The organism is Methylobacterium oxalidis, assembly GCF_007992195.1.
In the GTDB taxonomy this organism is placed as follows: Bacteria; Pseudomonadota; Alphaproteobacteria; order Rhizobiales; family Beijerinckiaceae; genus Methylobacterium; species Methylobacterium oxalidis.
On the sequence record NZ_BJZU01000027.1, the window covers coordinates 61462 to 79244 of the forward strand.

Genomic DNA, 17783 nt, shown 5'->3' on the forward strand with positions numbered 1-17783 from the left:
GAGGATAGGTGTGGGTTCCCGGGGCCCGGTTCAAGGCGTCCGGGTCGCGGCGCGCGCGAAGCGCGGGTGGCGGATCACGGTCGCCGGCACCGGCCGGGCGACCGTCGGAACGGCCGGGAACCAGATCCGGACCTGCGTGCCGGCGCGGGGATCGAACACCGTGAGGACCATGGGACTCTCCTGTCGTTGACCGTGGCGCGACCCTCGCACCGCCCGTCCCCGCCTTCCGTGACGCGGCTCACGTTCCCTCCGGGGGGCCGAGGGGCCCCCCATTCCGGGCGTGTCCGGGGCCAAGGCCCCGATTCCAGGCGTGTTCGGGGCCGAGGACCCTCGGGCGAGGCGTGTTCGGGGCGCGCGGGCGCGGGCCTCAATTGTGCGAGGGGTGGTGGAGCATCTCGGAATCGTCGGCGAAGGGGCCCGGGGCGGGCGCGGCCCGCACGGGCTTGGCGGGCCGCGCCGGCTGCGCCGCGCGGGCCTCGGCGCCGTGGATCGTGTAGCGGGGCGTGACGCCGTTCAGCGTCACCGCGGCGCCCTGCCCCTCGGGGTGGAGGATCGACTGGGTCCAGGCCTGGGCCGAGGACGCGAAGGCGAGGACGACGGTGCCGGCGAGAAGAAGGCTGCGCATGATCGTGATCTCCGGGTGGGGGAAGCCCGGACGGGCCGTCCTGCTTCCCGAGTGAGATCATCGCCGCGCGGGGTGCCGGAGGATAATGCCGTTCGGGCATCGGCACGATGCCCGGCGCGTTCGGGCGGCCCGAATCCCGGCGGCCGGCGCTAGGTGTTCCCCGGCGGCCGGGCGGCGCGCAGCCCGGCGGCGAGCGCGGCGACCTCGGCGCGGAGCGCGACGGCCCCGGCGCGGGCCCGCTCCAGGGCGGCGGCGAGGGGGAAGGCGGGGTCGCCGCCCGTCGCCTCGAGGAGGCGGTGGGCGAGGCGGCGGCGCCCGGTCCAGAACGTCTCGGCCAGCGCGTTGCCCGGCGCCGCGCAGGAATCGACCCGCCGGACGCCCGGATCGTCGATCCAGTCGCGGCTGAGCCGGTGGAGGAGCTGGACGCCGGGCGAGTGGCGGGCCCGCGTCTCGTCGTAGGCGATCTTCAGGACCCAGAGGTCGGCGCCGGTCCGGGGCAGGACCGCGGCGGCGAGCGTGCGCCCGCCCGCGCGCAGGCGGTCGATGCGCAGGCGCCCCTGCGCCCCGAGAGCCGCCGTCATGGCGCGCAGGAAGGCGGCCTCCGCCGGACGGCAGGCGACGGCGGTGCCGCCCCGCCCCTTCCAGCCCGCGGCCTCGAGGGCGATGAAGTCCTCGAGCGCCGCGGCGAGCGCGGCCGGCTCGCGGGCCGTGTCGAGATGCAGGGGCCCGCTCTCCGCCTCCAGGGCGGCGGCGGTGGCGCGCAGCTTCCGGCGGCGGCGGGCGGAGAGGTGCGCGAGGGCGCCCGCCCGCGCCGGCCCGGGGCCGTCAAGGTCGAGCATCGCCCGGGCATGCGCCCAGACCCGGATCTCCCGGGTGCCGGCGCGGGCCCGCTCGGCGGCGAGGAGGTCGGCGAAGGGCCCCGCCTCCGGCAGGTAGGGCATCAGGAGGCGCGGGCCGAGCGAGAGCGCCCGCGGGGCGGCGAGGAGCGCGGCGAGCGCGCGGGCGGGCTCGCGCCCGTCGAGGAGCGGCACGCCGAGCACGGCGTGATCGTGCATCCAGCCCGCGAGCACCGGCAGGGGCAGCCCGAAGCGGGCGCGCGCGCGCCGGAACGGCCAGAGCGCGAGGAGCCGGGCGCCCGACGTCTCCGGGGACCGGTCGGCGACGATCAGGAGCGCGACGCCGGATCCGTAGGCGGGGGCGGCCGCGGCCGCGTAGCCCGGCTCGTAGAACGGGTTCGGGGCGAAGGCGTCCCGCGCCAGGGCCTGCCAAGCGGGCAGGAACGCGGGCAGGAAGGCGGGCGGCGCGGCCTCCGGGGCCACGAGCGGCCGGAGGGCGGCGACGAGGCCGCCGGGCAGGGGCGCGTCGCGGGTCATCGGGCGGGTCATCGGGCGGATCTGCGCCGCGCGAGCCAGTCGGCGAGGCCGACGACGTTGAAGCGCCAGGCGGCGGCGAGGAAGCCGGCCGCCAGGACCGCGAGGCCGGCCAGCCGCGCTGGGGCCCCGCCCCCGCCGGGCAGGAGGCCGATCCCGAGGATGGCGGCCCAGCAGAGGAGCGCGACGGCGAGGATGCCGGCGACGTCCCGCACCGGCACCGGCATGCGGAAGCCCTCGGCCCCGCGGCGGCCGCCGACCACGAAGACGAGGCAGGCCACCGCCTGGCCCGCCGCGAAGGCGATGGCCGCCCCGAGCGCGCCGAGGCGCGGGATCAGCAGGGCCGAGAGCCCGCCGACGACGGCGAGGAGCGCGGCCGAGGCCACGGCGTCGAGGTGGCTCGTGCGGGTGAAGTAGATGACCTGCCCGAAATAGTAGGAGCGGACCATCAGGAGGACGCTGGCCGCCAGCAGGATCGGCGCCAGCGCCAGCGCCTGCGCCCGGTAGCCGGGCCCGAGCAGGACCGCGACCAGCACGTCGTCGAAGGTAAGGACGAACATCGCGCCGAAGGCGCCGACGAGGGCCATGGCGCGGGCGGCGTCGGCCAGCACCGCGAGGGCCGCGGCCTCGGTCCCGGCCCGCATCTCGCGCTTGGCGATGGAGACGAGGGCGAGCGCGATGCTCTCGCCGAACACCACGAAGCCCTGGCGCAGGAAATCGGCGATGGCGCCGTAGGCGCCGAGCTCCTCCGGGCCGACGCTGCGGCCGACGATGATCCGGTCGATGGTCTGGGCGAGCGCCGCGAGCCCGAAGGACAGGACGAGGGGCCAGCCGTAGGCGATCAGCCGGCGCGCCTCGACCGCGCTGGCGCGGCCCTTCAGGAGCGGCGCGATGGCCCGCAGGGCCGGCAGGGCGGCGAGCGCGTTGGCGAGCGCCACCGCGAGGACGAGGGCGAGGGGATCGCCCGTCCGGACGAGGGCGAGGCTGCCGAGGCCGAGCACCAGCACGGCGCGGGCCAGGATCGCGAGCGCCACCGCGCCCGCCGCGAGCCGGGTGCGGGCGATCTCGGTGGAGGCCTCGAACAGGGTCATGCCGGCCACCGCCGCCACCGTCGCGGCGGCCGTGGCGGGGCTCGCGAGCCCGGCGGCGGCGGCGAGCGCCGCGGCGAGGGCGGCAAGCGCCAGCATGGCGGCGAGGAGCCGGCCCACCGTGCCCACCTGCGCGGGCGCGCGCGCCTCGTCGTAGCGGGCGAAGAACGCGAATTTCGGCCACTGGCAGGTGGCCCCGTAGAGCACCAGCGCGAAGGACAGGACGAACAGGTAGTGGCCGTAGGTCTCCACCGGCGCGAGCCGGGTGAAGACCGCCACCGCGCCCATGTTGAGGGCGGCCGCGGCGGCGCGCGCGCCGACATAGGTGAGGGTGTGGCGCGCGATCATCCTCGGACCGGGATCGGGACCGGCCTCCCCGCCCGCTCCGGGCGGGTTCGGGCCGCGGGGCGGGCCGGGCGGCTCCCGTCGCGGGGCCGGCGGCCTCTGTAGCATGCCAGGGCGGGCTTGCGAGGCCCCCTGCCCCGCGCCGGGGCGGAATCGTCTCGGGCTGGTGCGGGAGGCCGGCGCGCGCTGCATGGGAGGCCGGCGTCCGCAGGAGGCGTGCCGAGGGCAAGCCTTGGAAGCGTGCCGGGGCGGGCGGCGCGCGCCGATTGACTTCGCAGCCGCACACAGCCATATCGCAGCTGCAGCGTCAGCGGCCGTATCGGATCCGCTTGAGAGGGCTGCGTGACGGACGGGGCGGCCGCGGCGACGCGCTCGAACGGTCCGGCCCCTCTCTTCATACGTGCATGCACCCGGGCTGCCCCATCACGCGGGCGGCCTCCTGCCAACGGATCGAACCTGCCGTCGACGGCAGCCGGCATTCCGCGCCAGAGCGCGGTCCGGGATCCGCTGCCCTGAAAGTCCCACCTTGACCCAGTTCACCGATTTCGGCCTCGCCCAGCCCGTGCTGCGGGCGCTCGATGAGGCCGGCTACCAGTCCCCCACGCCGATCCAGGCGCAGGCCATCCCGCCGGCCATGCAGGGCCGCGACCTCTGCGGCATCGCCCAGACCGGCACCGGCAAGACGGCCGCCTTCGCGCTGCCGATCCTGCACCGGCTCTCCCTGTCCGATCGGCGCGCCCCGCGCCGCGGCTGCCGGGTGCTCGTGCTCTCGCCGACGCGCGAGCTCGCCAACCAGATCGCCGAGAGCTTCTCCGATTACGGCCGCCACCTGCCCTACACGAACACCGTGGTGTTCGGGGGCGTCACCATCGGCCGCCAGGAGCGGGCGCTGGCGCCGGGCGTCGACATCCTCGTGGCCACCCCGGGCCGGCTGATCGACCTCGTCGACCGCCGCTCCCTGACGCTCGAGGGCGTCGAGATCCTCGTCCTCGACGAGGCCGACCAGATGCTCGACCTCGGCTTCATCCACGCGCTCAAGCGCATCGTGCGGATGCTGCCGGCCAAGCGCCAGAGCCTGTTCTTCTCGGCCACCATGCCGAAGAACATCGCGGGGCTGGCCGAGCAGTACCTGACCGACCCGGTCCAGGTCGCGGTGACGCCGGTGGCCACCACCGCCGAGCGCGTCGAGCAGCAGGTCATCTTCGCCCATACGGGCGCCAAGCAGGCGCTGCTCGCCCACATCCTGCGCGACCCGAAGATCGACCGCGTGCTCGTCTTCACCCGCACCAAGCACGGGGCCGACCGCGTCGTGCGCGGCCTCGACAAGGCCGGCATCGCGGGCGCGGCGATCCACGGCAACAAGTCCCAGCCCCAGCGCGAGCGGGCGCTGGCCGCCTTCCGCGACGGCTCCTGCCGGGTGCTCGTCGCGACCGACATCGCCGCGCGCGGCATCGACGTCGAGGGCGTCTCCCACGTCGTCAACTTCGACCTGCCGAACGTGCCTGAGAGCTACGTCCACCGCATCGGCCGCACGGCGCGCGCCGGGGCGGACGGGCTCGCCATCTCCTTCTGCAACGACGAGGAGAAGGCCTACCTGCGCGACATCGAGCGCCTCACCCGCCAGAAGGTGCCGGTGGCGGGCTTCCCCGAGGGCTTCGTACCCCCGACCCGCCAGGAGGCCGCCGACATCGCCGCCGCCGAGGAGCGTCGGCCCGACCGCGGCCAGCGGCCCGGCCAGCGCCAGGGCCAGCGCCCGCAGGGTCACGGCCAGCGCCCGCAGGGCCAGGGTCAGCGCCCGCACCAGGGCCAGCGCCCCGGCGGACGCCCCTTCGGCGGCCGGCCGCAGGAGGGGCGCGGCCCCGACGCCCGCGGCGAGCGCCGCGGCGAGGGCCGGCCCGGCCAGGCGCGTCCCGAGCATCACGGCCGCCCCGAGCATCAGGCGCGGGCCGAGAACCACGGCCGCGCGGAGCATCACGGCCGGGCGGAGCACCATGCCCGGCCCGACCGCGGCCCGGAGGGCCGTCCGCAGCGTCCCGGCAACCGTCCCCGCCAGGCGGGCGGCGGCGAGGGCGGCCGCGCCATCGGCTGGCTGGAGCGCTCGCCCCGCTCCTGAGGCGCCGCCCCCCACCTCTCCCGTCCGGGAGAGGTCGAGTCGGCGAAGCCGACCGGGTGAGGGGTGCGCGCTATCCGGAGAGGTCGCACCCCTCACCCGGTCCGGGCGAGGCGCGCGGTGCCGCGCCCGCATATTGCCGAGCCTGCCACGCGCGCCATCTTCCCCCCGTGACCGACAAGGGGAGCGGGCGGATGCGCTTCGAACTCTACCGGGACGCTCAGGGCCACTGGCGCTGGCGGCTGCGGGTGCCGAACGGCAACGTGATCGCGGATTCGGCGGAAGGATACGCCCGCCGCGAGGATTGCGAGCACGGCATCGCCCTCGTGAAGGGGTGCGCCGCCGCCTCGACCGTCGACATGACGACGAAGATCGCGTGACCCGCCCGGCCCTCCGGGTCGTTCATCCTTGCGAAACCCTGCGTCGAACGATCCCGCCGCGCGCGGGTCGCGCGCGAAACGGATCGCGCGGCTCGTGCGTTGGGTGCAACCGGGTTCTCGGGATCGAACCGGCTCGCCTGATCATCATCCGCCGACACATCAAGGAGTTGTGAACGTGCTGAGGAAATTCGTCCTGGCCGCCCTGCTGGCCCTAGGCTTCGCCGCCGCGGCACCCGAGCGGGCCTCGGCCGCACCGATCGGCCCGGCCCTCGCCCTGCCGAGCGAGGCGGCCCCCGCCCTCGCGGAGAAGACCCAGTACTTCTATCGCCGCCGCGTCTACGGTCCCCGCCCCTACTGGCGCCGCCCCTATTACGGCCGCCGCTTCTACGGCCCGCGTCCCTACTGGCGCCGCCCGTACTACGGTCCGCGCCGCTTCTACGGCCCGCGCCGCTTCTACTACTGATCGCCCCTCCCCCGACCCGGCGGCTCGCCCGAGCCGCCGGGTTTCTCATGCGCGCTCTCCGGATGCCCGTGCCGATCCCTGCACGGGCTTCGATTTTTTGGTATCCTCATGCGCACGGGACGGCCGGCAGCAGACCGGGCCGCCCGGGAGGACGCCCGATGAAGACCACAGCGACCCGCGCGGCCGGCTCCCTCCGGAGCCCGCTCAAGGATCCGCAGCCGCGGGCGCGACTCGCGCCCGGGTCCGCCGGGCCCCGGCCCGAGCCGTCCGCGGGCACGGCGCCCCGCGCCGAATTCTGGCGGGCCGTCCCCCTCGAATGCCTCGTCTGCGCGCTGGCGGTGATCGCGGCCGCCGGCCTCAAGCTTGCCGGGCTGATGCCCTGAGGGCCAAGATGGGCGAGGCGGACGGGAGCGGGGCATGAGCGGGCGGATGAGCGATCTGAGGACGGCGGCGGAGCCCCGCGGCGACCTGACGGTGCGCACCATCGCGATGCCCGCCGACACCAACGCCAACGGCGACATCTTCGGCGGCTGGGTGCTCTCGCAGATGGACCAGGCGGGCGGCATCGCCGGGGTCGACCGGGCGCAGGGCCGGGTCGTCACCGTGGCGCTCGACGCGATGACCTTCATCCGCCCGGTCCGGGTCGGGGACGTGCTCTGCGTGTACACGCGGGTGGCGAGCGTCGGCCGCACCTCGATGAAGATCGAGGTCGAGGCCTGGGCGCGCCGCTTCTGCACGCAGGTCCGCGAGAAGGTGACCGAGGCGACGCTGACCTTCGTGGCGATCGACGAGGCGGGCCGCCCGCGCCCGATCCCGGAGGGTGGGGCCGTCCGGCCGGGGCCGGCCCCCGGGCGGGAGGCCGAGGCCGCGCGCTGAGGTCGGCGATCGGACCGTCGCGCACGCGGCGGTTTCATTCGTAGATGAATCAACCTACAACATGGTCCGGCGAGGGTAGAATCGTCTCACCGGAGTGTTGCCGCATGCACGTTTCGAGTCCGAGCAAGATCTCTGCGCTCCGCAATTCGGACACCATTCGGAAACAAATCGGCAACGATCGGCCTGAGCTTGCGGTTGCTCGCGGGCCCTGCCGCCTCGCGCGCGAACACGCTGAGGATACTGGGCTTTCCGCGGGCCGCAACCTGACACGGCAGGCCCTGCAGCCGCGCGAGAACCGCTGGGCCTGCCTCGGGCAGAGGCCCGTGATCGCGTGGTTCACCGGTCTCTCGGGGGCCGGCAAGTCGAGCATCGCCGGCGCCGTCGACCGGGCGCTGACCGCGCGCGGGTGCCACACGATGGTGCTCGACGGGGACAACCTGCGGCTCGGCCTCAACCGCGACCTCGGCTTCAGCGCCCGCGACCGCGCCGAGAACATCCGCCGCGCCGCCGAGACCGCGCGGCTGATGGCGGAGACCGGGCTCGTCACCATCGTCTCGCTGATCTCGCCCTTCCGGGCCGAGCGGGAGGCGGCCCGCGCCATCGCGGGCGACATCCCGTTCCTCGAGATCTTCATCGACACGCCCCTCTGCGTCTGCGAGGCGCGCGACCCCAAGGGCCTCTACGACCGGGCCCGGGCGGGCGCGATCCCCGACTTCACGGGCATCTCCGCGCCCTACGAGGCGCCGGAGCGGCCGGACCTCGCCATCCCGACGCAGGATCGCAGCGTGGAGGAATCCGCCGCCCTCCTGATCCCGGAGCTCCTGCGCCTCAGCGCCCCCGGGCGCGCCTGAGCGAGGGGCCCGCGCGGGTCACTCCGCCGCGAACAGCCCGAACGCCTCGGCCGGGGCGGGATCCGGCCCGCCGTCAGCGGCCTTGGGGTCGCCCGGCGCGGTCTCGCGGCCGAGCGCCGGCAGGGCGACGATGCGGTTGCCGCGGAAATCGTTGCGGCAGACGATGGCGCCGCGCCCCTCGACGTAGCCGAGGAGGCGCCGGGCGCGGCCCGGCGAGCGGCTGCCGATCGCCCGCGCCAGGGCCGCGTCGCCCGGGCAGGGCGCGCCGGTGAGCGCGGCGCGCGCGAGGAGCAGGAACAGGCCCTGCACCTCCTCGGGCATGGTCGCGGCGGCGTCCTGCGCCCGCGTCCAGCCCTCGTCCGCGCCGGCCTCCAGCTCGGCCGCGTCGAGCCCGGCCCGGGCGACGCTGAGGGCGCGGCGGAAGGCGGGCAGGCCGACGCTCTCGCCGTCGAGGCCACGCATCCGGCAGCGCACCAGGAAGTCCTGGTAGACGACCGCGACGGGCTGCCCCTGCGCCTCGCGGTCCGCCACCAGGCCGCGCAGCACCGCGTCGCAGCCCGCCCGGTTCTCGGCCTCGCCGAGGGCGGGGGCCGGCGCGGCGGGCTCGGGGCGGTAGGCGCTCAGTTCCCGCATCAGGTCGGCGGGGCTGACCCGCGGCTGCGGCGCCGGGCGGGCGGCCCGCTCGCGCGGGAGCGGCGCGGCCTCGCCCTCGGCGGGCGTCAGGATCAGGGCCTTCAGGTCGGCCTCGCCCGGCTGCGGCAGCGGCACGAGCTTCGGCGCGGCCGCGCGCGAGCCCGTCGCCACGGGGCCGATCCGCAGCGCCAGCGGGCGCCGGCTGACCGCCGGCCCCAGCGCCACGAACTCGCCGCGGCCGAGGTCTCGGAAGCGCTCGGCGCCGCGCCGGTCGAGGCCCAGGAGGTCGGCGGCGCGCGCCATGTCGATGTCGAGGAAGGTGCGGCCCATCAGGAAGTTCGTGGCCTCGGCCGCGACGTTCTTGGCGAGCTTGGCGAGGCGCTGCGTCGCCACGATGCCGGCCAGCCCCCGCTTGCGGCCGCGGCACATCAGGTTGGTCATCGCGCCGAGCGAGACCTTGCGGGCCTCGTCCGAGACGTCGCCGGCCGCCGCGGGGGCGAAGATCTGCGCCTCGTCCACCACCACGAGGACGGGGTACCAGTGCGCGCGCTCGGCCTCGAACAGGCCGCCGAGGAAGGCCGCGCAGGCGCGCATCTGCGCCTCCATGTCGAGGCTCTCGAGGTTGAGCACCACCGAGACCCGGTGCGCGCGCACCCGCGCCGCGATGGCCTGCAGGTCGGCCTCCGCGTGGGCGCCGTCCACCACCACGTGGCCGTAGGCGTCCGAGAGGGTGACGAAATCGCCCTCCGGGTCGATCACCACCTGCTGCACCTGCCCGGCGCTCTGCTCCAGGAGCCGGCGCAGCAGGTGCGACTTGCCCGAGCCGGAATTGCCCTGGACGAGGAGGCGCGTGGCGAGAAGCTCCTCCAGGTCGAGCCGCGCGGGCTCGGGAGCGCCCTGCCCCGCCCCGAGGGCCACCCCCATCTCGATGCTCGATGCCATCACCGCTCCGGCTGCGCCGCGACCGAAAAACCCGCCCGCGCCCTCGGCCGCGGGGGCCGGACCCTAACACGCGGGGCGCGGCGGCGTTTCCCGTGCCCGCGCCCGCGTCCACAGGTTGGACGCCGGCGCGGGATACCGGGGATGGCCGGTCATGCGCATAATCCTAGGACTGAAGACATAGGCTTTTTGACCTAGGAGTCCGGACCCATCGCCGCCCGGCCTCGCCCGATCCCCGCCCGCCGTGCCATGCTCGCGGCCTCCGAGGCAGCCGCCGGGGCGCGGCCGGGACCCGTGATCCGAGACGCGCGCATGATCCGCAACCGCATCACCGACATCGCCGGCATCCGCGTCGGCCACGCGGGCGACGCGCGCCTCGCGAGCGGCACCACCGCGATCCTGTTCGAGACGCCCGCGGTCGCGGCCGTGGACGTGCGCGGCGGCGGCCCCGGCACCCGCGAGACCGACCTGCTCGATCCCGAGCGCACGGTGGAGGGCATCGACGCGCTGGTGCTCTCGGGCGGCTCGGCCTTCGGGCTCGACGCGGCGGCGGGCGTGGTCGCGTGGCTCGCGGAGACGGGGCGCGGCTTCGCGGTCGGCCCCGTGCGGGTGCCGATCGTTCCGGGCGCCGTGCTGTTCGACCTCCTCAACGGCGGGGCCAAGGATTGGGGCCGCTACCCGCCCTACCGGGAGTTCGGCTACGCGGCGGCCGCGGGCGCGGCGGAGGATTTCCCGATCGGCTCGGTGGGGGCCGGCACGGGGGCGCGCACGGCCAACCTCAAGGGCGGCCTCGGCTCGGCCTCGGCGCGGGTCGAGGGCACGGCGTTCGGCGTCGGGGCGCTGGTGGCCGTCAACGCCTTCGGCCGGGCGACCGTCGGGGACGGCCCGCATTTCTGGGCTGCGCCCTACGAGCGGGACGGGGAGTTCGGCGGCCTCGGCCTGCCCGCCGCGGTGCCGGAGGACGCCCTCGCCTTCCCGGCCCGGGGCCTGCCCGGAGCCAACACGACGCTCGCGGTGGTGGCGACCGACGCGCGCCTGACGAAGGCGCAGGCCAAGCGCCTCGCCGTGGCGGCGCAGACCGGCCTCGCCCGCGCGCTCAACCCCGTCCACACGCCGCTCGACGGCGACACCGTCTTCGCGGCCGCGACCGGACGGGTGCCGCTCGCCGATCCGGTGGTCGATCTCGCCCGGCTCGGGGACGCGGCCGCCCGCACCCTCGCCCGGGCGGTGGCGATCGGCGTGCACGCGGCGACCAGCCTGCCGGGCTCGGCCGTCACGCAGGCCGGGGCGCCCCCCTCCTATCTCGGCCTGCCGCCCGCGTGGCGGGACCGGTTCGGGGACGCGTGAGGCTCAGCCGGCGCCGCCGGCCGCCTCGCCCGTCCCCTGGCCCGTCTCCTGGCCCGCCGCCTCCTCTCTGGCGTCGGCGAGGAGCTGGGCGAGGCCGGCATCGACCTCGGCCGCGAGCAGGCGCCGCTCGGCCTCGTTGAGGTCGCCGGCCCAGCCCCGCGCGCCGAAGCCCTCGGCGCAGCGCGCCCGCTCGGAGGCGAGATAGGCCTCCGTCTCGGCGGGCCGCGTCCGCATGGCGTGGACGAGGCCGAACCAGGCCGCGCGCTCCACCACCGCGAGCCGCGCCCGCAGCCGGATGGCCACGGCCCGGTCCGGATCGATCTCCAGCTCGCTCATGTCCGGGATCCCGACGGGGTCAGCGCCGCTGCTCGCAGCGCGTCTTGACGTAGGTGCCCTTGTCCTCGCCGTGGCCGGCATTGGCCGCCAGGACCGGGCCCTGCACGAGGCATTCCTGCAGGGTGTGGGCCGGCCCCGTGATCACGTCGAGGGCGTTCTCGCGGCTGCAATCCGGGGCCTGGACCGAGGAGGCGCAGACGAGGGCGACGACGAGGATCTGGTTCATGACACCTCCGGGGACCCGTGGCCGGGACCGGCCGCCGGCGCCGTTGCCGGGACCGGACGGCTCCGGTGCGGACCGGTGCAGCGAGCCGGCAAGCCAAGCGGGCAGGCTGCGCGAAGGTTCCCGCCGTGCCCAGGGGCCTCGGCGCCGCAGGGCGGCGGCGACGCCTGCCTCCCCGCGTCCGGTCCGATCACGACAGGACGGAATCGGTCCCCTCTGCCAGCGCCTCCCGGACCGCGGCCGGGTTCGCGGCGATCGTCCGCAGCAGGGAGCGGCTCGCCCGGTCCGGCTCGGAGCGGCCCTGCTCCCAGTTGCGCAGGGTCGAGAGGTCGAGGCCGAACGCGGCGGCGAACTCCTCCTGGGTCAGGCCCTGCCCCTCGCGGAGCCGGCGGACGTCGACGCGCGCGGGCGGCCCGTAGGCCGAGACCGCGACCTCGAGCTGGCCGAGATCGTGCCGCAGGCGGTCCCAGTCGTCGAGCCTCGGCAGGACGGCGACCGCGAGACCGTCGTCGAACAGCCGCGTCGCCGCGAGCCGTGCCGCGCGCAGGGAGAGGCCGCGCTCGGCCAGAACGAGGGCGAGCCCCGGTCCGTCAACGGCGTGGGGCCGGCCGCGCAGGACCACGGTGGCGGGTGATCCGGAGGGGACGCGGGAGACGTCCCGGACCTGCACCCGTCGTGCGGACGGCGCCGCTGACGACGGCCGATTCGATTCCGAGTTCATCGAGCACCTCCCGGAGGATGCGGCGCAGCCCGTGGAAGCCGAGATCGTTCGCCCCGAGCCCGACGCCGTGGACGTGGAGCCCATCGAGCAGCAGCCCGTCCTCGGAGAAGCCGATCTCGGCCATGACCTTCAGCGTGCCCTGCGGCAGGCGGACCAGGGCCACGATGATCGGCTCGTCGCTCTCGTCCCGGACGATCTCGATCCCGATCATGGTTCCCGCCGCGCCGGCACGGGCAACGATGCTACGCAACTTGCGTAGCGACGTCCACCCGCCCCGCCGCCCGCCTCAGCCCTCCCGCTCGGCGAGGCGGTCGATCAGCCCCTGCATCCCGCTCGGCACCGGCGCCTCGGCCTCGCAAGCGTAGAGGGCGCGCAGCTGCCGGCCGATCTCGGCGAGGCTGAGCGAGCCCTTCAGGATGACCCGGTCGGCCTGGCCCGCGAGGCTCGCCTTCTCGGCCTCGGTGATCTCCTTGGCGGTGAGCACGACCACCGGCACGTCGCCGTCCGGCCGGGCGCGGAGCGCCCGCAGGAAGCCGAACCCGTCCATCTCGGGCATCATCAGGTCGAGGAGGATGAGGTTCGGGCGCTCCGCGTCGAAGCTTTCGAGGCCGGCCGCGCCGTCGGCGGCCTCCGCGACGCACCAGCCGTCCCGCGCCAGCGTGCGGCGCAGGCGGGCGCGGGCGTCGGCATCGTCGTCCACCACGAGGACGCGGCCCTCGACGCCCTTCGGGCGGTAGCGCTCCATCAGGCTCTTCAGCCGCTCCCGGTCGATCGGCTTGACGAGGTAGTCCGTCGCCCCGAGCGCCTGGCCGAGGCCCTGCTCGGCCACCACCGAGGTGATGATGACCGGGATGCCGGCGAGCTCCGGGTCGCTGCGCACCGCGTGCAGCACGGCCCAGCCGTCCATGCGCGGCATCTCGATGTCGAGGAGGATCGCCCGCGGCTTCAGGGCCCGGGCGAGGGTGAGGCCGTCGCGCCCGTCGTTGGCGGTGCGCACCCGGAACCCCTCGCGCTCGAGGAAGCGCTGCAGCAGCTCGCGGGCGGCCGGGTCGTCGTCCACGAGCAGCACCGAATCGTGCTCCTCGTGCTCGGGGATCGCGGGCGGCTCCAGCGCCCCTTCGACCTCCGCCTCCGCCTCGTCCTCGGGCGTCAGCACGGCGGGCAGGCGGATCGTGAAGGTGGAGCCCCGGCCCGCCTCGCTCTCCACCGCGATGTCGCCGCCCATCTTGCGGCAGAAGGCGCGGGTGATGGCGAGCCCGAGCCCGGTGCCGCCGAACTGGCGGGTGGTCGACTCGTCCCCTTGCGCGAAGCGCTCGAACAGGCGGCCGATCTGCTCCTGCGTCAGCCCGATGCCGGTGTCGGTCACGGAGAAGCTCAGCCAGTCGGCCGCCGCCTCGCGGTGGCGGCGGACGCCGAGCGTGACGGTGCCGTCCTCGGTGAACTTCGCGGCGTTGCCCACGAGGTTGAGCAGGCACTGGCGGATCTTGGTCTGGTCCTGGTGCATCTGCCCGAGGTCGGGGGCGAGGTCGGTGACGAAGCGGTTGCGCTTCTTGGCCACGAGGCTCTCGGTGGCGGCCGAGACGTCCGAGACGAGGCTCGCCACCGCGAAGGTCTCGGCCGAGACGCTCATGCGCCCGGCCTCGATCTTCGAGATGTCGAGGACGTCGTTGATCAGGCTGAGGAGGTGTCGCGCCGCCGTCTCGATCTTGCGCAGGTCCGGCAGCAGTTCGGACTGGCCGAGATCCTCCAGCTCCTCGCCGAGCATCTCGGCATAGCCGATCACCGCCGAGAGCGGCGTGCGCAGCTCGTGGCTCATGTTGGCGATGAACTGGCTCTTGGCGAGGTTGGCGGCCTCGGCCGCCGCGCGGGCCCGCTCCACCTCGGCCTCGGCCTCCTTGCGCTCGGTGATGTCGACGTTGAGGCCGACCCACTCGCGGATGCCGCCGTCCTCGTTGAGGACCGGCACGCCCCGCACCTCGGTGTCGCGCCAGACCCCGTCGGCGCGGCGCAGGCGGTACTCGACCTGGTAGGGCTTGCGGCTCTCCAGGCACGCGGCCCAGACCTCGGCGGCCCGCGCCCGGTCCTCCGGGTGCACGGCGTCGACCCAGCCCCAGCCCCGGTAAGCCTCCTCGCTCTGGCCCGTATAGGCGCCCCAGCGGGGCTGCGGCGGCAGAAGCTCGCCCGCCGCGTCGGTGTTCCAGATCACCGCCGCCGAGGCCTCGACCAGCGCCCGGAAACGGGCCTCGGAGCGGCGCATCGCCTCCTCGGCGGCGCGGGTGCGGGTGACGTCGGTGTTGGTGCCGTACCAGCGCAGGATGCGCCCCCGCGCGTCCCGGTGCGGCAGGGCCTGGGACAGGAACCAGCGGTAGGTGCCGTCGCGGCCCCGCAGGGGGAAGGTGTCCTCCCAGGGCTCGCCCGCGGCGATGGCCGCCCGGTAGCGCTCGGTCACGGCCTCGACGTGGTCGGGATGGTGGACCTTGCGCCAGCCCCAGTCGCGCATGGCGTCGAAGGTGGTGCCCGTGTAGTCGTACCAGCGCCGGTTGTACCAGACGATGGTGCCGTCGGGCTCGGCCATCCAGGCGAGCTGGGGCAGGGCCTCGGCGAGGTTGCGGTAATCGGCCTCGCCGATCGCGGCTTCCGGTGTCTCGTCCTCTCGGCTCATCGCTCGTCCCGGTACGCATCGGCGGACGCTTCGACGCGCGCCCGCACCTTCAGAATGTAGGCGGACCGCCCAACCGTTCCCCGCCTCACGGCGCCCCGCCCCGCGTCGTGCCGTCCGGCGGCGTGCCGTCCGGCGCGCCCCTGCGCCGCGCGGCGCGCCAGGAATCGGCGGCGTAGAGGGCGAGCGCGATCCAGATCAGGCCGAACATCGGCAGCTGGTGGGGGGCGACGCGCTCGCCGAAGGCGAGCACGCTCAGGGCGAGGAGGCAGGTCGGGGCGAGGTACTGCAGGAGGCCGAGGGTGGCGAGCCGCAGCCGCTCGGCGGCCGCCGCGAACCAGATCAGCGGCAGCGCCGTCGTCACGCCGGTGAGCACGAGGAGGAGGACCAGTCCGGGCTCGCGCGGGCTCGGCTCCGGGGTGAGGGCCCAGTAGCCGAGCGCCACGGGGGCGAGGAGCAGGGTCTCGGCCAGGAAGCCGAGGGTGGGATCGACCCCCACGACCTTCCGGATCAGGCCGTAGAGCGAGAAGCTGAGGGCGAGCGCCAGCGCCACCCAGGGCAGCGTCCCGGCCAGGACGACGGCGGTGAGCACGCCGAGGCTCGCGATGCCGACCGCGAGCGCCTGGACCGGGCGCAGGCGCTCCTTGAGGACGAGGGCGCCGAGGCCGACGCTGACCAGGGGGTTGATGTAGTAGCCGAGGCTCGCGTCGAGGATGCGCCCCTCGGCCACCGCCTGCAGGTAGAGGAGCCAGTTCGCGGCGATGAGCGCCGCCGAGAGCGCGAGCAGGGCGTGCCGGGGCCGCCAGGGCGCCGGCCAGGGGATCGGGGCCGGCGCGGACCGGCGCGCCCGCCACAGGAGCACGAGCCCGAGGGCGAACAGGCTCGACCAGACGATGCGCTGGGCGAGGATGAGGCCGGGGCTCACGGCGCCGAGCAGCCGGAAGTGCAGCGGGACGACGAGACCCCAGCTCAGATAGGCGCCGAGCGCGTAGACGAGCCCCACCGTGCCTTCCCCCGCCGCGCGAGCGCCCGCCACCCGGGGCGGGCCACGCATACAGGATTCGCGCGCGGTTTTCCGGGCGGACGGCGCATGCCGCGGACAGCGCGGGCCGCGCTCAGCGCCTCTGCGGGGCGATCGGGTCGCCGCGCATGAGGGCGTGCAGGCGCTCCGTGTCGAACCCGTTCGGGATCTTCGGGGCCGCGGCCTTCGGCGGGGGCGCCGCCTCCTTCGGGGCCGGCAGGATCGAGCCGGTGGCGGAGGGCTCGGGCACGGGCGCGCGGACGAGGACGGGCGCGGAGCGGGGATGGTCGAGCCGGTCGGCGCAGGCGAAGCCGACGATGCCCGCGCAGAGGGCGAAGGCGGAGCCGAGGGCGAGGTGACGCAGGATACGCAAGGCAGACCGGACCCGGATACGCGACTGCCCGGCAGGATAGGCGCCGCCCGTTAACGAAGCGGAACCCGCGCGCGACACACGCGACGATTGCGCGAGGGGGGGGCGCGGCGGCCCGGACCGGACCGGCCCGCTTGACCGCGCGCCCTGCCCCGGGCTTCGGTTGCGCCGCAACGGCCCGCGCCGCCCCGAAGACGGTCCCGAGCCTCGAAGAGTGCCCCGAGCTCCCATGTCGAAGACCCCGCCCCGCGACCCCGCCCGCTTCCGGCCCGCGACCCGCCTCGTCCACGCGGGGCGCGACCCGTCCGCCCAGCACGGCTTCGTCAACACGCCGATCTACCGCGGCTCGACGGTGCTCTACCCGACCTACGACGACATCCAGCACCGGCGCGGGCGCTACAATTACGGGACCTCGGCGACGCCGACGATGGACGCGCTGACCGACGCCTGGACGGAGCTCTCGGGGGCGGCCGGCACGGTGGTGACGCCCTCCGGCCTCGCCGCCCTCACGGTCGCGCTGATGGCGAGCGTCTCGGCGGGCGACCACCTGCTCGTGACCGATTCCGCCTACCGCCCGACCCGCCAGTTCTGCGACGGGGTGCTCGCCCGCTACGGCGTCGCCGTGGAGTACTACGACCCGACCCTCGGCGCCGGCATCGCGGCCCTGATGCGGGAGAACACGCGGGCCGTGCTCGTGGAGGCGCCGGGCTCGCAGAGCTTCGAGATGCAGGACGTGCCGGCCATCGCCGAGGTCGTGCACGCGCGCGGCGGCACGGTGATCATGGACAACACCTGGGCGACGCCGCTCCTGTTCCCGCCCCACGAGCGGGGCGTCGACATCGCGGTGGAGGCCGGCACCAAGTATCTCAGCGGCGGCTCGGACCTCCTGATCGGGCTCACCTCGGCGAACCGGAAGCACTTCCCGGCGGTGCGGCGCACCTTCGACCACTTCGCCATGTGCGCGGGCCCGGAGGACATCTTCCTGGCGCTGCGGGGCCTGCGCACCATGAGCCTGCGGCTGCGCGAGCACGGCCGCCAGGGCCTCGGGATGGCGCGCTGGCTGCAGGCGCGGCCCGAGGTGCTGCGGGTGCTGCACCCGGGCCTGCCGGAGGATCCCGGCCACGCCGTCTGGCGGCGGGACTTCTCCGGCGCCTCCGGCCTGTTCGGCGTCATCCTGAAGCCCGTCCCCGAGGCGGCGGTCGCCGCGATGCTAGACGGCCTGGAATTGTTCGGGATGGGCTTCTCCTGGGGCGGCTTCGAGAGCCTCGTCATCCCCTTCGACTGCGCCCCCTACCGCACCGCGACCCGCTGGGCGCCCGGCGGCCCGGCCCTGCGCTTCCACATCGGGCTCGAGGACGTCGAGGACCTGAAGGCGGACCTCGAGGCCGGCTTCGCGCGGCTGCGGCAGGCGGCGGGGTGAGGTGCC

20 protein-coding genes are annotated in these 17783 nt (G+C 75.5%); 8 read left to right on the top strand and 12 right to left on the bottom strand.

The genetic code is table 11. From position 1 onward, the window contains the following. Nucleotides 1–30 precede the first annotated feature (30 nt). The 4 genes from MOX02_RS31090 to MOX02_RS08230 all read right to left on the bottom strand — a co-directional run bounded on the left by MOX02_RS31090 (nt 31) and on the right by MOX02_RS08230 (nt 3431). Nucleotides 31–171, bottom strand: coding sequence for a hypothetical protein (locus MOX02_RS31090; protein ID WP_170267735.1), 141 nt, complete (start codon nt 169–171; stop codon nt 31–33). A gap of 196 nt (nt 172–367) precedes the next feature. Beyond that, nucleotides 368–625 carry a hypothetical protein gene (locus MOX02_RS08220; RefSeq protein WP_147025321.1) on the bottom strand — a complete coding sequence of 86 codons (258 nt, stop codon included), beginning with the start codon at nt 623–625 and terminating at the stop codon, nt 368–370. A 149-nt stretch (nt 626–774) separates the two neighbouring features. After that, nucleotides 775–2010 carry a GNAT family N-acetyltransferase gene (locus MOX02_RS08225; protein WP_238179725.1) on the bottom strand — a complete coding sequence of 412 codons (1236 nt, stop codon included), beginning with the start codon at nt 2008–2010 and terminating at the stop codon, nt 775–777. After that, nucleotides 2007–3431: a polysaccharide biosynthesis protein gene (locus tag MOX02_RS08230; RefSeq protein ID WP_147025322.1), complete on the bottom strand. Its 1425-nt coding sequence runs from the start codon at nt 3429–3431 to the stop codon at nt 2007–2009. The genes MOX02_RS08225 and MOX02_RS08230 overlap by 4 nt, the downstream gene beginning before the upstream one ends. A gap of 523 nt (nt 3432–3954) precedes the next feature. Here MOX02_RS08230 and MOX02_RS08235 point away from each other — a divergent pair. From MOX02_RS08235 to cysC, 6 genes are all read left to right on the top strand, one after another. Next, nucleotides 3955–5541, top strand: a complete 1587-nt coding sequence (locus MOX02_RS08235; protein WP_147025323.1) for a DEAD/DEAH box helicase — start codon at nt 3955–3957, stop codon at nt 5539–5541. 191 nt (nt 5542–5732) lie between these two features. After that, nucleotides 5733–5918, top strand: coding sequence for a YegP family protein (locus MOX02_RS08240; RefSeq protein WP_147025324.1), 186 nt, complete (start codon nt 5733–5735; stop codon nt 5916–5918). 175 nt (nt 5919–6093) lie between these two features. After that, nucleotides 6094–6381, top strand: coding sequence for a hypothetical protein (locus MOX02_RS08245; RefSeq protein ID WP_147025325.1), 288 nt, complete (start codon nt 6094–6096; stop codon nt 6379–6381). Nucleotides 6382–6539: 158 nt separating this feature from the next. Next, entirely contained in the window at nt 6540–6764 is a 225-nt protein-coding gene (locus MOX02_RS08250) for a hypothetical protein (RefSeq protein ID WP_147025326.1), read from the top strand. A gap of 46 nt (nt 6765–6810) precedes the next feature. Continuing rightward, entirely contained in the window at nt 6811–7257 is a 447-nt protein-coding gene (locus MOX02_RS08255) for an acyl-CoA thioesterase (protein WP_147025327.1), read from the top strand. Nucleotides 7258–7520: 263 nt separating this feature from the next. Next, a complete protein-coding gene (cysC, locus tag MOX02_RS08260) occupies nt 7521–8108 on the top strand; it encodes an adenylyl-sulfate kinase (RefSeq protein ID WP_238179739.1) in 588 nt (195 codons plus the stop codon). Nucleotides 8109–8126: 18 nt separating this feature from the next. Here cysC and MOX02_RS08265 read toward each other — a convergent pair whose 3' ends face one another. Beyond that, the gene (locus MOX02_RS08265; protein ID WP_147025329.1) at nt 8127–9683 is read right to left on the bottom strand and encodes an ATP-binding protein; all 1557 of its coding nucleotides are present in this window, start codon (nt 9681–9683) and stop codon (nt 8127–8129) included. A 309-nt stretch (nt 9684–9992) separates the two neighbouring features. Between MOX02_RS08265 and MOX02_RS08270 the strand changes: the two genes are divergently transcribed. Continuing rightward, on the top strand, nt 9993–11027 hold the full coding sequence (locus tag MOX02_RS08270; protein ID WP_147025330.1) for a P1 family peptidase: 1035 nt from the start codon (nt 9993–9995) through the stop codon (nt 11025–11027). Nucleotides 11028–11030: 3 nt separating this feature from the next. Here MOX02_RS08270 and MOX02_RS08275 read toward each other — a convergent pair whose 3' ends face one another. From MOX02_RS08275 to MOX02_RS08305, 7 genes are all read right to left on the bottom strand, one after another. Further along, nucleotides 11031–11363 (bottom strand): hypothetical protein, encoded by a 333-nt coding sequence (locus tag MOX02_RS08275; protein ID WP_147025331.1) that lies wholly within the window; start codon nt 11361–11363, stop codon nt 11031–11033. 19 nt (nt 11364–11382) lie between these two features. Beyond that, nucleotides 11383–11589, bottom strand: a complete 207-nt coding sequence (locus MOX02_RS08280) for a hypothetical protein (RefSeq protein WP_147025332.1) — start codon at nt 11587–11589, stop codon at nt 11383–11385. A gap of 187 nt (nt 11590–11776) precedes the next feature. Further along, nucleotides 11777–12208, bottom strand: coding sequence for a helix-turn-helix domain-containing protein (locus tag MOX02_RS08285; RefSeq protein ID WP_238179727.1), 432 nt, complete (start codon nt 12206–12208; stop codon nt 11777–11779). After that, nucleotides 12177–12518, bottom strand: a complete 342-nt coding sequence (locus MOX02_RS32105) for a hypothetical protein (protein ID WP_238179729.1) — start codon at nt 12516–12518, stop codon at nt 12177–12179. The genes MOX02_RS08285 and MOX02_RS32105 overlap by 32 nt, the downstream gene beginning before the upstream one ends. Nucleotides 12519–12593: 75 nt before the next feature. Beyond that, complete coding sequence (locus MOX02_RS08295) at nt 12594–14969, bottom strand: hybrid sensor histidine kinase/response regulator (RefSeq protein WP_147025335.1); 2376 nt, start codon at nt 14967–14969, stop codon at nt 12594–12596. Nucleotides 14970–15054: 85 nt separating this feature from the next. Beyond that, nucleotides 15055–15969 carry an EamA family transporter RarD gene (rarD, locus tag MOX02_RS08300; RefSeq protein WP_147025376.1) on the bottom strand — a complete coding sequence of 305 codons (915 nt, stop codon included), beginning with the start codon at nt 15967–15969 and terminating at the stop codon, nt 15055–15057. Nucleotides 15970–16081: 112 nt separating this feature from the next. Next, nucleotides 16082–16360, bottom strand: a complete 279-nt coding sequence (locus tag MOX02_RS08305) for a hypothetical protein (RefSeq protein WP_147025336.1) — start codon at nt 16358–16360, stop codon at nt 16082–16084. A 226-nt stretch (nt 16361–16586) separates the two neighbouring features. On the opposite strand from MOX02_RS08305, the gene metC reads away from it, so the two are divergent. Next, nucleotides 16587–17777, top strand: a complete 1191-nt coding sequence (gene metC / locus MOX02_RS08310; RefSeq protein ID WP_147025337.1) for a cystathionine beta-lyase — start codon at nt 16587–16589, stop codon at nt 17775–17777. Nucleotides 17778–17783: the final 6 nt, after the last annotated feature.